The following is a 15,307-nucleotide window of genomic DNA, read 5'->3' as shown; positions in this document are numbered from 1 at the left end:
TCTCCCCGTACGTCCATGGTATGGTTTTGGGCGCTGGTTGCAGCCGCCCTGCTGTATGTGGCGTTGCTTAGCTGGTGGAGCCCCTTCACCTCAGACACGTACCATCACGCCTTGACGGGCATGGAACACCGTTTCTCCCTCAGCCTGGTCTGGGAACGCTGCGTGGCCTCCTACATGAGCTGGAACCCCAGAATCGGGGAATACCTGGCCTTTGCCGTGGCGACAGCGGGCAAATGGCTCTTCATTCTGCTCAACCCCTTTGTACAGGTCTGCCTCGCGCTGATGATGTTCTATCTGGCCTCCGGGCGCAGGGTGGACCCCCGTTCCTGGCCGGACGTGCGACTCTTCGGATTGGCGCTTCTCCTGCTCTTCACCTGTACGGCCCGGCCCGGCGTCACGATTTACTGGCTCTCCGGCGCTACCAACTATTCCTGGGGAGCCGCCCTCTGGCTCGGTTTCCTGTGCCTGTACCGGGGATTGCTGGAAAATCGGGAAAACGGGGAAAAAGGAAAGCCTGCTAAAAAGGGTTTCGGGCAGTGGGCTGGCGTAGTGGTACTGGGATTGTTGGCAGGCATGACTAATGAAAACAACATTCCGGGAACCTGGCTTCTGCTGGGAGCCTTGTTTGTCTTCGTCCGCCTGGTCCGGAAGGAAAAACTTCCCTTGTGGTTTTATGCGGGCGTTGCGGCGCAGGTAGCAGGTTCTCTGTGCATGTTGCTTGCGCCCGGCCTCTCTGCGCGGATGCACTCCGCCACTCCCGGCTGCGCGGAACCCCTCTCCGGCGTTTGGGACAGATGGGAAGCGGTCCCCGCGCTCCTGCTCCGGATGCATGAATACCTGGTCCTTCCCCTGCTGTTGGGTGCGGTGGCTGCCTGGATGCTGTGGAGAAGCTTCCGCAGGAACCGGAATGCCTTCCGGCCATGGAAAATTTTCATCGGAACAGCGGCAGCATACATTCTGACGGCGTATGCCATGGCTCTTTCCTTTGCCGCCGCCGTCGTTCCGGCGGACCATGCCATGTTCTCCGCCACCCTGCTGTTCGGCATTGGCGTTTTGGCTCTTCTCCGTGTGTGGTACGGCATTCCCGCCGCGGAGCCCCGTCCGCGGATGACTGTGGCTGTTTTTCTGGCGCTGTCCGGAATATGCGTTCTTTCCACCCTTCACGATCACCTGCTTCTGTTCCGGCAGCATGAAAAGCGCGTCCGCCTGATTCTGGAACAGAAAAAGGCCGGCTTTCGGGAAATTGTGGTTCCTCCCCTCGTTCCACCCTCCCCGTGGTGCTCCTTCATCTTCTGGGTGGACCTGTCGCAAAACCCGGAAGACTACGTCAACCGGGGCGCGGCTGTGTATTATGGAGTTAGGAAAATTTTTATTGAAAAATTAGAAAATTAAATAATAATAAAGAATATGAAATATTTTCTTGGTTCATCAGCAATTCAAAAATTGTGGGAATATGGGATGATATTTCTGCTGTGCGTGCTCTGTATCAATGTTCCTCTTCATGCAGAAGATGAGGAGGAATGCTGGAATGATTCTTTGTTGAAGATTATAACAAAAACAGAACAGCCTTCTGCGGAATTCGTCCTGAATATTCACCGGGATGAAGAAAAGGCTTATGAAAGAAAAGAGGTCGGAATTGGAGAAAGATTCAAGTTGATATTATCAGGCAAGCTTGTCGAGGGGCAAAATGCCCAGAACGTAAAAAATATTAAGTGGCACCTTCTAAGTGGCCAAGAGTATTTGAAAGAATGGCCAAAAAATACTGATGGAAGGTCAACCTTGAATGTAGAAGCAAAAAAAGAATTTCTGAAAGATTCATTAGATGAAAAAGGGAAAAAGAAAGACGGTAAGGTTGTGATTCAGGCAGAATTAAATGGGAAAAAGACAAAAAAGTTGGAGATAGAGGTTCTCTTTCCTGAAAAAATGTGGAGCAAGCATGCCCAAGGAGGAGTTCCTGCCTCTTTTCAGGATGAGTTGACGATGGGAGCTTCCATGTTATTAGAATTAAGATTGGAGCCATTGAAGGTGAGCTTTGTTGAAATAGATGTGATTGAAAGGGACTTGGGCTCTTTCAAGGATCAAGGAAGTATAAGTGAAAGCATAGATCCAAGGCATACGCCTGCAACAGGCTGTGATGCGAAAATAGATGTTTTGCCCGGCAATAAATTTTGGGATAGAGCTACATCAAGTGTGGATGTCCGTTTTGTAATAGAGATTAATGGAGTTCCTCCTCTGCATAAGTTGCCTCAAAAGTGGCATTGGGCATGTCAATGGAGAGTTCATTATGGAGGAGGAGGATTGGACAGTAAAAATAAGGACGGTGCAGTAATCGTAGAAGAAAATCAATGTTTTGTATTTGAAAAATTAGCTCTTGCTAATGGGCATTCTTATCTAAATTCTTCTATAAAGAAATTTGGCTGTTTTGTAACAAGGAATACATTGAATTTGAGATATTTTTTTGGTCCTGAAAATAAAAAATAACAGAATGAAAAATTATTTAAGCATCATAGGTATTTTTCTCCTCGCGTCTGTCATGAATGTTAATGCAGCGCAAGTGATAATAATTAAAGCTCCGGATGTTATCCCTATTTTCAAGGATGAACCGGAATTGGTCCAGGGATGGGCGCAGTTGCTGAGAGATGGAAAATTGAAGGAATTTTATCAGAAGGTCCATAAGTCTCAGGAATTTATTGAGAAAATGGATTGGGATGAATTGAAAGAAGGAGATCTCAATAAATTTTTATGGATATGTTATTATGTCGCCAAAGCTCCTGCTTTTCAGGTCGATTATGATGAAAATACAGATTCTACCAACCATGAAGGTTTGGATTACAGAGAAAGAGACAATTTGGCTGGTGAAGTGGTAAGAATGTGCTGGAGCCTGCCGGAAATTGTTTCTCAGCATGACCTGAAAAGAAAAGAACTGGCAGAATTATTATCTTTGTATACTGCTGCAATGACCAAAACTGTACGTGATGATTATGATGAAAAGCTATCTGAGAAACATGCAAAGATGGCTGGAGAATATGAAAAAATAGTACAGAAACGGTTAAAAGAGTATGCAGAGAAGCATAGGGGAGATGGAGTTTGGGGTTCTGGTGATATTGAAAAAAAGCGTATATATTATTATAATAAAATAGCTTCCAATGAAGTTAGAAATTATTCAGCTTCCCATTATCTCAAAAATTCACTTGAGCCGGCATTAATGAAAATTTTATTGAAATGTTTTCCGGGCGATAAAAATGAGGTGGAAAAATATCTTAAACTGGCAGGATATGAAGGAAAGGCGATGGACGAATTGATCAATCGAACTGTAGGGAGGGATGCAAGCACTAAATTCCTATACAAGGGTGATCGAGGACGCAGATATGAACAGGCGCTCCGGCAACAGACTGGAAAGAAGAAATAAATTATAGTTATTTTTGAAAAGAAAACTATGAGTTTTGCTAATGAGTAGTGAATAGGCAAAGATCATAGTGGTTTCCTAAGAGATCAGGGCAGAATATAAGGATGGAGGAACGGTGACAAAGAGGTTTCCGGAAGGTGCGACCACCGTTATAGGAGCTTCCGCTATGTCAAAATTATTGAGAGGGACAAAAGGGAGGAGCCTTCCGATACGGATTTCGACTCAGGTTATTCCAAGAATGGTGCGAATGAAGTCATAGAAGTATTTGCAACGAATCAATTGTAGGATAATGTCACGGGGGGGGATTTTTGCCGTCGACTTGGAACATTCCCATTTCCCCAAGCGTGGGACTGGGTGTGTTCCTGGTGTGCATCCATGATGGGAGGAGGGAGAGGACTCGGAAAGCCTTGATGGCCACGAGATCGTGAAAGCGCGATGCCATTTTTGTTTTGCGGATTTTTAAAGGCGGGAAATTTGAGGACCACAGTGGTACCATATCGTGATGATTACCAAATTTGGCTGCTATGTGGCAGCATGGATTATGAATTGAAGACCAGAGTGGTGAGGCGAATGAACGGTTTAGCCTTGGATATATCTGGAATTGTCACTCGATGCCGTGTGAAAAGAAGTGATTTGACCGGGATATGGAGCGACTGTGTTAGAAACATTCCGGGAGCGGTATGATCCGGAATTGAACCGGGAACAGGAGCCTTGGGCTCTCTACTGCAATAATAAGTTGATGAGCAATGAAAAAAGAAACGACAGTTGCAAGTACGAATTGGAAAAGAGGTTGGAGCCTGCGTTTGTGGAGATGCTGGTTCACTTTTATCCGGGCCAGGCCGGAGAAGAGGTCAAGTATCTTAAAAAGGCCGGATACGCTGATTAGGAAATCGGAAGCCTGATTGATGACCGTGCTGCCGGGCGTGATGGCGGAACGGAATTTTTATATAAGGGAGGCCGCGGACACCAGCACGATAGAAAGTTGGAGCCTCACGGTTCCGGGCGTTTGGAATAATACGCGGGAACATGAACTATCCGGAAAAGAGGAAGGCTTCTATTTCTTTGCGTGGACAGGAGCGTCTTCAGGCTTGCCCGGAAAGCGTGGCGGACTCCAGTTTGTTCCGGGATGGAAAGAAAAATATGGGTAGGAAGTTATTCAATTCATCGGAATCGCGTAAGAGTGCAGTTTTTTGAATTCGCTTCCTTGCGGGCCTTGGTCCGTGATGCCGTTGTTGGGGGCGGCATAGGTGTCCAGAGTCATGGAGTCCGGGTAGATGTTCAGGATGTAGTAGGCCGTGATGCCGGAGCGGTATTGCAGGGTTTTTACGCGGGATTTTGCGGGCAGAAGGAAGGGGATGGGCAGCACCTTGTTGCCCGCGGGGGCGCAGATGAGGGAGGTGAGGGTGTTTTTCCCGTCCGGGGATGTAATCATGTACAGGTCGTGGGCATGCAGGTGCCCGGTGACGACGAACCGAACGCCGGCGTCCCGGAGGTTGCGGTAAAAGATGTTCTGCTGTTCCGCCGCGCTGTCGTTGTAGCGGCCCCACAGGCATTCCCGGAATTGCATGGGAGTTTGCAGGGTGCGGTGGGTGAAAATTAGGCAATGGCGCGGAACGGTGTTGGCCTTGCTCCTGTTGCGTTTGACCCACGCGCTGAAGTCTACGAGCTGGTCCGGGGTCAGGTCAATGTCCATGAAGTACAGGGAGGCGTTTTTATGGCGGATGCCGTAGTTCAGTTTTCTGGTGGCCAGCCCTTTGGCGCCCTGTTTCCGGGTAGGCAGGAAGAGTTCCCTGAATTGTTCCGCGCGGAAGGGCAGCGATTCATGGTTGCCGCGCACGGCGTAGAAGGGGATGCCTTTTTCCTCCAGCATCTTGTTGAGTTCCTTGCGCTTGGCGAGTCCGTTGACGGGGGCGCTTCCTTCAATGTCCGCCATGTCCCCCACCTGGACGACCATGTCCACCTGGTGCTTCAGGATTTCCCCATAGAGGGTTTTGATGAAGTTGACGGCTACCCCTTCGCTTCCTTCCATGCGTTTGGGGGAGTCATGCGTGTCGCCGATGATGGCGATTCTCCACGGAGCGGGTTCCTCCGCGTGCACCGCTTGAAACAGAAAGATGAGAAATAGCGCAAGATATTTCATGGCACCCCGTTTTTACCGCCCGCCTGCTTTCCAGGCCAGAAAATTATGCATGCGCCGGAAGAAGGCCGGACGGGTGCTTCTCTTTTTCCTTTTAAAGGTGGCAGTTCGGGGCTGGCCGGAAAAGCTCCACAGCAGTTAGAATCATGAGAGGGATACTCTTTTTCACCGGAGAAACAGGTCCTTTGACGGATTTTATTGGCGGAGGAATGAGCCATTGTGAAGACCGGCTTGCCGGGCCTCTGGAAGGTTTTACCCTCTTTTCAGTGAAGAGGCGTTTTTCTATTCCGGTTGCCGCTGCCTGGAGGGGAGGGCCGTCATCCCCTTGCAGGGAATGCTTTTCCGTTTTTTCCCATCAGTGGGAAACGGAATTGGAAAAGATATTGATTACCAATACTCCGGCAATGATGAGCGCCAGACCTGAAATCGCCGCCAAGTCCAGGTGCTGCTTGAATGCCACCCACCCGATGGCGGAGATCAGCACAATGCCCATTCCCGACCAGATGGCATACGCAATGCCCACAGGGATGTTTTTCAGCACCAGGCTGAGGCAGTAGAAGGAGCCTGCATATCCGGCTACGGTTACGATGGTGGGCAGGAGCCTGGTAAATTGTTCGCTCTGCTTCAGGAAAGAGGTGGCGATTGTTTCCAGAACAATCGCCAGCAATAGGATAAGATATGCTTTCATGGATTCGTTCCTGCTAAGGCATCGCCCGGGAACCGCCAATGATTATGGGCATCGTGAAGATTTGAGAGAGTAAAAGCCAGGCATTTGAGAAGTCAATGCCCGGCTTTTGATGGAGCGGACGGCTTCGGCCGGAGGCTGCTGTCAATGGACTTGCAGGGCTTTGGCCTGTTCTTCCGTGAGTTCCACGCAGTGCCAGGGAAGGCCGCGCTTGTTGAGTTCGTCCATGAAGGGGTCCGGATCGTTCTGCTCCATGTTGAAGACGCCAGCGCCGGACCATTTGCCCGTAAGGATCATTTCCGCGCCGATCATGGCCGGAACCCCCGTGGTGTAGGAGATGGCCTGGGATCCAACTTCTTCAAAGCATTTTTCATGGTCGCAGATGTTGTAGATGTACACGGCCTTGAATTGGCCGTCCTTGGTTCCGGTGATGACGTTGCCGATGCAGGTTTTTCCTTTCGTGGTCTTGCCCAGGTCCCCCGGGTCCGGCAGCACAGCCTTGAGGAATTGAAGCGGAATGATTTCCACTCCATTGTACATGACCGGGTCAATCCGGGTCATGCCCACGTTCTGGAGCACTTCCAGGTGCTTGAGGTAGTTCGGGGAGAAGGACATCCAGAATTGGGCCCGGCGGATGGTGGGGATGTGCTTGACCAGGCTTTCCATTTCTTCATGGTACATGCGGTAGATTTCATAGGTGCCCACTTCCTGCGGGCAGGTGAAGCTCCGGTGCATGCTCATGGGGGCGGTTTCCCGGAAGGCGCCGTCTTCCCAGTGGCGGCAGGGGGCAGTCACTTCCCGGATGTTGATTTCCGGGTTGAAGTTGGTAGCGAAGGCCTTGCCGTGATTGCCGCCGTTGACGTCAATGATGTCCAGCGTATGGATTTCGTCAAAGTGGTGCTTGAGCGCCCATGCCGTGAAGACGTTGGTGACGCCGGGGTCAAAGCCGGAGCCCAGCAGGGCAAAGAGTCCGGCCTTGCGGAATTTGTCCTGGTACGCCCATTGCCAGGAGTATTCGAATTTGGCTACGTCCCGGGGTTCATAGTTGGCGGTGTCCAGGTAATTGACGCCGGTTTCCAGGCAGGCGTCCATCAGGTTCAAATCCTGGTAGGGAAGGGCCACGTTGATCAGCAGCTGCGGCTTGACTTCCCGGATGAGGGCCACGGTGGCGGGCACGTCGTCCGCGTTCACGGCGTGGGTGGTGATATTGACGTCCGTTCTGGCGCGTACATCGTCCGCAATGGCGTCACATTTGCTTTTCGTGCGGGAGGCCAGATGAATGTTTTGAAAGATGTCCGGCAGTTGGGCGCATTTGTTGGCTACCACATGTCCGACGCCGCCTGCTCCAATGATTAAAACCGTGTTCATGATATGCCCAGTACATAAGTGAAAACAGTTTGAAAGGCAACCCCGGATTTGGTGCAATAATGACACTGCCTTCCCACGGTCCAAATGGCCGTTCCCGTCGGCTGCCGAACGGCGTTTTCCTTGCGGAAGGCGCGGCCTTTTGGAAATTTTCCAAAAATGATTGAACAAGAGATTGACGCTGGATGTCGGACTCTTCAATATTGAACTGTAGATATGATTAGACAAATTCTGCCAATAGTTGTTGCCGCCTGCGTCGCTCCCTGTTTTGCCGCGGAAGGATGGATTACCGATATGGATGCCGCCAAGAAGCAGGCCGCCGAACAGAAGAAGGACCTCATGATCGAGTTCACCGGTTCCGACTGGTGCCCACCCTGCATGCAGCTCCGCGCCAACGTGTTCAGCAAGCCTGATTTCCAGAAGGACGCCCAGAAGAATTTCGTGCTCGTGGAGCTGGATTATCCGCGCGGCAAGGAACAGTCCAAGGAAATGAAAGCCGCCAATGACAAGCTTGCCCAGCAGTACGGCGTGCAGGGGTTCCCGACGATCGTATTTGCGGACGCTTCCGGTAAGCCCTTCGGGGGATTTGTGGGCGGCCGTTCCAAGGATGACGTGATGAAGGCCATGCAGGACGCCTTGAAGAACAAGGAAGCCCTGAACGCCGCTGAGGCAAATGTAGCCAAGGCCACCACGGATGAAGCGAAGGTTGCCGCCCTGATGGAAGTGCTCAAGCTGGCTCCCCAGGAGTATGTGGACAATTTTTACGGCGACGTGAAGGCGGAAATCAAGAAGCTGGACAAGGATGACAAGTCCGGCTTGAAAGCCGCTGACGCGCACGCCGACCAGCTTAAGAAGGAACAGAAGGACGTCCAGGATTATCTTGCCGGCAAGCTGACGGACAAGACCACGCCTGCGGAAGCTCTCCAGGTGGTCAAGGCTTATCCCGACCGTGACAAGCTTCTGCCGGAAACCCAGCAGGATTTGCTGATGATGGAGTTCGGGACCTACCTGAATTCCACTGGTGACGTAGACGGTGCCGTGCTGATTCTGGACAAGGTGGCCGAATTGATGCCGGGTACGGAAGCCGGGCAGCGTGCTCCCCGCATCAAGGCCGGCATTCTTGCCAACAAGGACCAGATCAAAGCTCAGATTGAAGCAGCCAAGAAGGCCCAGAGCAAGTAAGTAAAAGCTCCCTTTCCTTGATCCCCTGATTTGGGAAAACGGCCCCGCAGCAGTTCATGCCGCTGCGGGGCTTTTCTTTTTTTCGCCATGAGCTGCTCGCTTAAGCGGCTTCCGTTGAGAGGGTGCCCGTCAGTTCCCGCCGGGTGCAGCCTGCCTTAAAGGCGTCTGTTCCTCTTTTACACGCGGCTGCGGAGAAGGGAGCATCGCGCCGCGCCGCTCTTTCCGCCAAGCCCGGTTATGGAAGAGAAAGGAATCCTGTGGAGCATGCATGCCTGTTTTGCGGAATAAAAAAACCGGCCCCGGCATGATGCCGGGCCGGCTGGCTGCATGCTCTCTCCGTGGGAGAAAAAGGGGGTTATTGAAGCTTGATGACGGTGTCCAGGCTGTCCCAGGTCACGCCTGCGGGCAGCGTGATTTTGTATTGGGCGCCTTCCTTTTCAAGCTTGGCGGCTTTTCCGTTTCCACTGCTGTTCACGATGACGGTCGCTTTTGTGAATTTCTCGCCGATGTCCTTGATGAAGAGAGGTTCGGAGCCTTTCAGCTCTTTTCCTTGTTGAGCAATCAGCGGGCTGACATGCAGGTAGACGGTTTTTTTGCCGCGCCGGTCCGTCTTGTAGCAGCTGCCGCCCCAGGGCTGGTCCTTGTAGGGACCTCCGCGGGTGTTGTAAATGGCTTCCCGGTAGGGGGCGATCCACTTGCCCATGGCCAGGAAGGTTTCAGCCTGTTTCGGGTCGAACGTGCCCAGCGGCGTGGGTCCGATGTTGTAAAGTAGGTTGCCGTCCTTGACGGTGTTGTTGATCAGGAATTTGATGGAGGTTTCCACGGGCTTGGCCTTCGCCTTGGAGGTGTAGGACCAGTTGCCCGTCCAGCGGGTGCCGGGGATGTCCGCCACGGTCATGCAGCTTTCCCAGGGCGTTTTGTCGTTGAACGGCCCCAGCTTGCATTCCGGAGTCAGGAAATCTCCTTTCAGGTCGTCGGGCAGCGGACCCTTGTTGCCTCCGCGGGTGCCGTTCATGCGGTTGTTGACCAGAATGTCCGGCTGGTACTGCTTGATGCGGCGCATCATGGTGCGGGGATCCCACTGGTTGAGGGAGCTGTTGCCCAGGCTGTCGAACCACAGCACGTCCACCTGTCCGTAGCGGGTGAGCAGTTCACTGATCTGGCCGAAGTAGTATTCCAGGTAGCGGTAGTGCTGGTCGGTCAGGTAGTAGGGATTGTACCAGTCCCGCCCGGAATAGTAGAAGCCCAGCCTGAGCCCTGCCGCATGGACCGCCGCCGCGAATTGCCCCACGATATCCTTGCCGTAGGGGGTATTGGCGATGGTGAAGGTGTCGTAGTCGGAGGGGAAGTTGGAGAAGCTGTCGTGGTGCTTGGTGGTCAGCACGGCATATTTCATGCCGCTTTTTTTGGCGACGGACATCCACTTCCGGGGATCGTATTGTTTGGGATTGAAGCGGCGGTGGGCGGAGTCATATTCAAAGTCCATGATGTTTTTATGGCCGCTTGCGCTGTCCTTGGGGCGCGCCGCATTGCGTTCCCAGCTGATTTCCCGTTCCAGCAGGGAAGAGGGGTTCCAGTGGACAAAGAGGCCGAATTTGGCGTCCCGGAACCATTTTAACTGTTCGTCGCTGGCCTTGAAGTCGAAGAGCCTGTTGACGGCTTCATTGATCAGGTCGCGGTCCGCGACCGGGGAAAAGACGTTTTTTTCAGGGGAAAGAATCACCAGGCCTTCCGCCATGGGCTGCATGCGGAAGTTCGGGAGGGGAGCCTTTTCCTTGTCTCCCAGCCAGAGGTTGAGTTTCAGCGCCCTGGCCACGTTCCCTATTTCGTAGGCCTTCTGGCCGCCCGCTTCCTCCATGATTTCGTCCGGCAGCTCCTTCTTGAAAACGGCCTGCACAAAGGGGTGGTTTACATAGATTTTCCCGTTTTCCCGGAAGGGCCTGATGTCTTCCGGCAGGGCTATCCGTTCGTTGGCCGCCATCGCGTAGGGGGCGCCGTGGAGTTTGTCCGTGTCCACGGTGAAATAAACGGCGTCCTTGAGCTTTTCAGACAGCTCCTTCTGGAGTGCGTCCACGTTTTCCTGATAGCTTTTGCCGGGGTCAAAACGGTTGTTGATGCTTTCCGCCTGCTTTTCCGTAATGACCGGGCCTATCCACGGGCTGGCAATCGCATCCTTCGTGCCGCCGCCCACGATGATCCGGAAATATTTTCCGGCGTCCTTGTCCGTCAGGGTGTAGGATTCCGCGTCCTTGCCCTGCTGCACCAGCACGGGCTTTCCGGTCCGGGAATCCGCTTTTTCCCATTGGATGACAGGGCTGGCGGGTTCGTCCTCAGGAGTGCTGTAGCGGCTCTCCAGCGTGGTTCCGACCACTTCCTCCCCGTTAATGTAGGCTCTGAGCCACGGAGCTACGGGCTCTCCCCAGGCCGGAGTGAGGAGCATCCCCCCAAATGCGGTCAGAAGACAGAAGGCATGGTTTTTGAATTTGAACATAAGCAAAAACTTAAAGAGAGAATGGCCGGGCGAACAGGATAAAGGAACCCGTTTTATAAAAGACCAGTGAGGAGGGTGCGGTGTTGTTTTCTGTGAAATTTTGCATGCAATGCAGCCGTACAAGAGAGGAATTTTTATCACGAACGGGGAACCGGCCCAGAGCGGGATGAAGAACTTTAACGCCGTTGCCCGGCGCTTCACGGCGGCGGCTCCGGCTGTTGCGGCTCTATCGTCGTATTTCTTGACGTGAAGCCTTGCGCGGGGGAAGGAAACCTGACAGAATCCCGCCATGCGCCTGTTCATGATGTTCTGTGTGATGCTGCTGCTCGCCGGATGCGATACGCGTACCAGCGTGGAACGGGCGCAGGAGGAAGGAGTGCTGATCGTGGGCAATAATGCGGAACCGCAGAGTTTTGATCCGCATATTGCCACCTCCGTTTCCGATTTCAAGATTATCAATGCCGTGATGGAAGGGCTGCTGCGCGGTGATTCCAGGGATGACTCCGTTTTTCATCCAGCCGTGGCGGAGTCCTGGACGCATAATCCGGAGGCGGACAAGTGGCGTTTTTCCCTGCGGAAGGACGCCGTGTGGAGCGACGGCGTTCCGGTGACGGCCCATGATTTCGTTTATGCCTACCACCGCCTGCTTCATCCGGAGTTTGGCGGGAGGTACGCGGACATGCTTTATCCGCTGAAGAATGCGGAGGCTTACAACCGGAACAGGCGCAGCCTGCTGCTGTGCGGCCCCGGTTCCCGGCTGGCCGGGGAAGCGGGGCTGGATGGAGAGGCTCTGGCACGGGTGGATTGGGAGAGGCTGGACGGCATGGGCGCCCGGGAGCTGGAGGCGCTGCGGAAGGATATTTCCCGGATGGAGTGGCCGGACGGAATGCCGGAGGAAGGCGCGCGGAGAATCGCGGCCCGGATGCTGGAGGATGTCCGGGCCGGAAGACCGGATTTGTGGGAAGAGGCCCATGTGGGCGTGCGCGCCGCGGACGATCATACCCTGGAGCTGGAAATGCGTTCTCCGATGCCCCAGCTTCCCCTGCTGCTGCTTCATTGCACCTGGTTTCCGGTTCCCCGCCATGCGGTGGAAGCCCACGGCGGCATGCTGGACAGGACGGGGGGCTGGACGCGGCCCGGCAAGGCTGTGGGGAATGGTCCTTTTCTGATGGCGGAGCACCGTTTCAATGATTATGTGGAGGTGCGGCGCAATCCCCGCTACCGGAACGCCTCCTCCGTCCGGCTGAACGGGGTCCGTTTTCTACCCACCGTGAACGGCTTTACGGAAACCCGCATGTTTTTCAACGGCAAGCTCCATGTCACCAATAACGTTCCCCCGGAGATGACGGCGTACGCGCGGGAGCGCGGCGGCGGTGATTTCTGCCAGGATGATTATTACGTGACTATTTTTTACCGGCTGAATACGTCGCGCGCGCCTCTGGATGACGCCCGCGTCAGGCGTGCCCTTTCCCTGGCCGTGGACCGGGAGACCCTGGTGCGTGACGTGGTGTGCGGGGGCGGCCAGCCGTGCTTCGGCTTTACGCCGGACGGCGCAGGCTACAAGACGCCGCACGGGGTGGAGTTCAATCCGGAGAAGGCGCGCGCCCTGCTGGCGCAGGCGGGTTTCCCCGGCGGGAAGGGGTTTCCGCGGCTGGAGTTGATGACCACGTCCAGGGAGGTGCAGAAGACGATGGCGGAAGCCATCCAGGGCATGTGGAAGAAGCACCTGGGCGTTCACGTGGATATCCGTTCCTGTGAATGGACGGCCTACAAGTTCGCGCAGAATTCCATGCAGTATGATTTCAGTTCCTCCTCCTGGTCCGGTGATTATCTGGACCCGTCCAGTTTTCTGGATTTGTGGAGCTCCGCCTCTGGGAACAACAACACGGGCTGGTCCCGCCCGGAGTATGAGCGGCTGCTGGCGGAGAGCCGCGCCACGGGAGACCAGGAGAAGCGCATGGCCCTGCTGGCCCGTGCGGAAGCGCTGATGCTTTCGGAGTCTCCGGTGATTCCCCTGTACTGGGCCAGGCGGTCCTATTTGAAGAGGCCGGAGGTGCGGGGATGGCATCCCCTGCTGCTGGATAACCATTTGTTTGAAGACATCAGCCTGGGCGCGCCCAGGGAGCAGGGGAAGGAGGCCGCGCCTTGACCAGGATGATTTTGAAACGCCTGGGGCAGGGGCTTCTGGTCCTGCTGGTGCTGGAGACCGTGACGTTTTTCCTGATACGCCTGCTGCCGGGCCACCCCTTCATGGGGGAGAAGAAGCTGCCGGAGCACGTCCTCCAGCAGCTCCAGGCCAGCTACGGGCTGGACCAGAGCTCCCTGGTCCAGTACGGGCGCTACTGGTGGAACATGCTGGTCCATGGCGACCTGGGGCCGTCCCTGGTGAAGGAGGGCATCAGCGTGGCGGACATGATCGGCCAGTCATTCCCGGTATCCCTCCAGCTTGGCGTCATAGGCATGGTGATTTCTATTCTGGTGGGCATTCCCGCCGGGATCGTGGCGGCCCTGTACAAGAACCGGTGGATGGACTGGTGGGTGATGCTGGTTTCCATGGCCGGCATCTGTATTCCCGCCTTCGTGGTGGCTCCGCTGCTGGGTGTGGCGCTGGGCATGCATGTGCCCGGCCTGAGCGTGGCCGGATGGGATTCTCCCGGTTGCGTGGTGCTGCCTGCGCTGACGCTGGGGCTGGTGAATGCCGCGTATCTGGCGCGCCTGACGCGCGGCGGCATGCTTGAGGTGCTGGGGCAGGATTTCATCAGGACGGCCCGCGCCAAGGGGGCGGCCCCCTTCCGCACGGTCTGGAAGCACGCCCTGCGCGGCGGCCTGATTCCGGCCCTTTCCTACCTGGGGCCGGCCTTTGCCGCCATGATTACCGGCTCCTTTGTAGTGGAGACCTGCTTCCAGGTTCCCGGCATGGGCCAGCATTTCGTGAACGCCACCACGGACCGGGATTATTTCCTGATCCAGGGGCTTGTCCTGTTTTACGGCATCCTGATCGTCGCGGCCAACCTGGCCGTGGACCTGGTGCAGATGGCCGTCAACCCCAGATTGAGGGCGGAGTCATGAAGAACAGGGAATGGAACAGCATGGAGGAGCAGGGCTCCTCCCTGTGGAAAGACGCCTTTCTGCGGCTTTCGCGCAACCGCGCGGCCATGTGTTCCCTGCTGGCGCTGGCGCTGATTGTGGCGGCCTGCTTTCTGGGTCCGCTGCTGCCGTGGCTGCCGCATCCGAATGTGCAGGACCTGTCCCGCATTGCGGAAAGTCCTTCCTGGCAGCACTGGTTCGGCACGGACCAGCTCGGGCGGGACCTGCTGGCGCGCGTGCTGTACGGAGGCCGCATTTCACTGCTGGTGGGCGTGGTGGCCACGGGCGTTTCCCTGGTCATCGGCGTGACGTACGGGCTGGTCTCCGGTTATGCCGGGGGCAGGCTGGACGCCCTGATGATGCGCCTGGTGGACGTGCTTTTCGCCCTGCCGTTCATCGTGCTGGTGATTATTTTCTCCCTGTCCGTGGAGGACCCCGCCCAGCAGCTGACGCAGTGGGTTTCCGGCGTCACGGGCTGGTCCGTGGAGATGGTGAGTCCCATGACCGGATTGATTCCCCTCTTCATCGCCATCGGCGCGCTGGGCTGGCTGACGCTGGCGCGCATCGTCCGCACGCAGACGCTGGAGCTGAAGGGGCAGGAGTTCGTGGAGGCGGCCCGCTCCCTGGGCATCGGGCACATGAAAATTCTGTTCCGCCACATTGCGCCGAATTTGTTCGGGTCCGTCATCGTGTACACGACGCTGGCCGTTCCCGGCATCATGCTGCTGGAGGCTGTCCTGTCCTTCCTGGGCCTGGGCGTAAAGGCTCCCAATTCTTCCTGGGGCACGCTGATCAAGGAGGGGGCGGACCGCATGGAGGTGAGCCCGGAACTGCTCCTGTTCCCGGCGCTGCTGTTTTCCGCCACCCTGCTGGCGCTGAATTTCCTGGGGGACGGGCTGCGTGACGCCCTGGACCCCAAGTCTTCCAAGGATTGACGCTTTTGAATAAAAGACA

At 55.3% G+C, this 15,307-nt stretch carries 11 protein-coding genes; 7 read left to right on the top strand and 4 right to left on the bottom strand.

Annotation, left to right across the window (positions count from 1 at the left end; translation table 11 throughout):
- Positions 1 to 15 precede the first annotated feature (15 nt).
- Genes HJW02_RS09435 through HJW02_RS09425 form a run of 3 tightly spaced genes read left to right on the top strand, consistent with a single transcriptional unit; the run spans position 16 to position 3,409 of the window.
- Positions 16 to 1,392: a DUF6056 family protein gene (locus HJW02_RS09435; protein ID WP_146018235.1), complete on the top strand. Its 1,377-nt coding sequence runs from the start codon at positions 16 to 18 to the stop codon at positions 1,390 to 1,392.
- 15 nt (positions 1,393 to 1,407) lie between these two features.
- Complete coding sequence (locus tag HJW02_RS09430) at positions 1,408 to 2,481, top strand: hypothetical protein (RefSeq protein WP_102721052.1); 1,074 nt, start codon at positions 1,408 to 1,410, stop codon at positions 2,479 to 2,481.
- 52 nt (positions 2,482 to 2,533) lie between these two features.
- A complete protein-coding gene (locus tag HJW02_RS09425; protein ID WP_146018234.1) occupies positions 2,534 to 3,409 on the top strand; it encodes a hypothetical protein in 876 nt (291 codons plus the stop codon).
- A gap of 1,153 nt (positions 3,410 to 4,562) precedes the next feature.
- Here the strand turns inward: HJW02_RS09425 and HJW02_RS09420 are convergent.
- The 3 genes from HJW02_RS09420 to HJW02_RS09410 all read right to left on the bottom strand — a co-directional run bounded on the left by HJW02_RS09420 (position 4,563) and on the right by HJW02_RS09410 (position 7,596).
- The gene (locus HJW02_RS09420) at positions 4,563 to 5,546 is read right to left on the bottom strand and encodes a metallophosphoesterase (protein WP_022397509.1); all 984 of its coding nucleotides are present in this window, start codon (positions 5,544 to 5,546) and stop codon (positions 4,563 to 4,565) included.
- A gap of 352 nt (positions 5,547 to 5,898) precedes the next feature.
- Entirely contained in the window at positions 5,899 to 6,231 is a 333-nt protein-coding gene (locus HJW02_RS09415; RefSeq protein ID WP_102721054.1) for an SMR family transporter, read from the bottom strand.
- A gap of 141 nt (positions 6,232 to 6,372) precedes the next feature.
- On the bottom strand, positions 6,373 to 7,596 hold the full coding sequence (locus HJW02_RS09410; protein WP_022397507.1) for a saccharopine dehydrogenase family protein: 1,224 nt from the start codon (positions 7,594 to 7,596) through the stop codon (positions 6,373 to 6,375).
- Between the two features lie 213 nt (positions 7,597 to 7,809).
- Between HJW02_RS09410 and HJW02_RS09405 the strand changes: the two genes are divergently transcribed.
- Positions 7,810 to 8,775, top strand: coding sequence for a thioredoxin family protein (locus tag HJW02_RS09405; RefSeq protein ID WP_102721055.1), 966 nt, complete (start codon positions 7,810 to 7,812; stop codon positions 8,773 to 8,775).
- A gap of 355 nt (positions 8,776 to 9,130) precedes the next feature.
- On the opposite strand, the gene HJW02_RS09400 is transcribed toward HJW02_RS09405, so the two are convergent.
- The gene (locus HJW02_RS09400; RefSeq protein ID WP_205575911.1) at positions 9,131 to 11,215 is read right to left on the bottom strand and encodes an alpha-L-fucosidase; all 2,085 of its coding nucleotides are present in this window, start codon (positions 11,213 to 11,215) and stop codon (positions 9,131 to 9,133) included.
- Between the two features lie 340 nt (positions 11,216 to 11,555).
- On the opposite strand from HJW02_RS09400, the gene HJW02_RS09395 reads away from it, so the two are divergent.
- From HJW02_RS09395 to HJW02_RS09385, 3 genes are read left to right on the top strand one after another with little or no spacing between them, the layout of a single operon-like run.
- Positions 11,556 to 13,415, top strand: coding sequence for a peptide ABC transporter substrate-binding protein (locus HJW02_RS09395; RefSeq protein WP_102721057.1), 1,860 nt, complete (start codon positions 11,556 to 11,558; stop codon positions 13,413 to 13,415).
- A gap of 5 nt (positions 13,416 to 13,420) precedes the next feature.
- On the top strand, positions 13,421 to 14,335 hold the full coding sequence (locus HJW02_RS09390; protein WP_102721058.1) for an ABC transporter permease: 915 nt from the start codon (positions 13,421 to 13,423) through the stop codon (positions 14,333 to 14,335).
- Positions 14,332 to 15,288, top strand: coding sequence for an ABC transporter permease (locus HJW02_RS09385; RefSeq protein ID WP_240454339.1), 957 nt, complete (start codon positions 14,332 to 14,334; stop codon positions 15,286 to 15,288). The genes HJW02_RS09390 and HJW02_RS09385 overlap by 4 nt, the downstream gene beginning before the upstream one ends.
- Positions 15,289 to 15,307 lie beyond the last annotated feature (19 nt).

Source organism: Akkermansia sp. GGCC_0220 (assembly GCF_017566105.1).
GTDB lineage: Bacteria > Verrucomicrobiota > Verrucomicrobiia > Verrucomicrobiales > Akkermansiaceae > Akkermansia > Akkermansia massiliensis.
The sequence above is the reverse complement of the archived record's forward strand: the minus strand, read 5'-3'. Positions and strand labels throughout refer to the sequence as shown.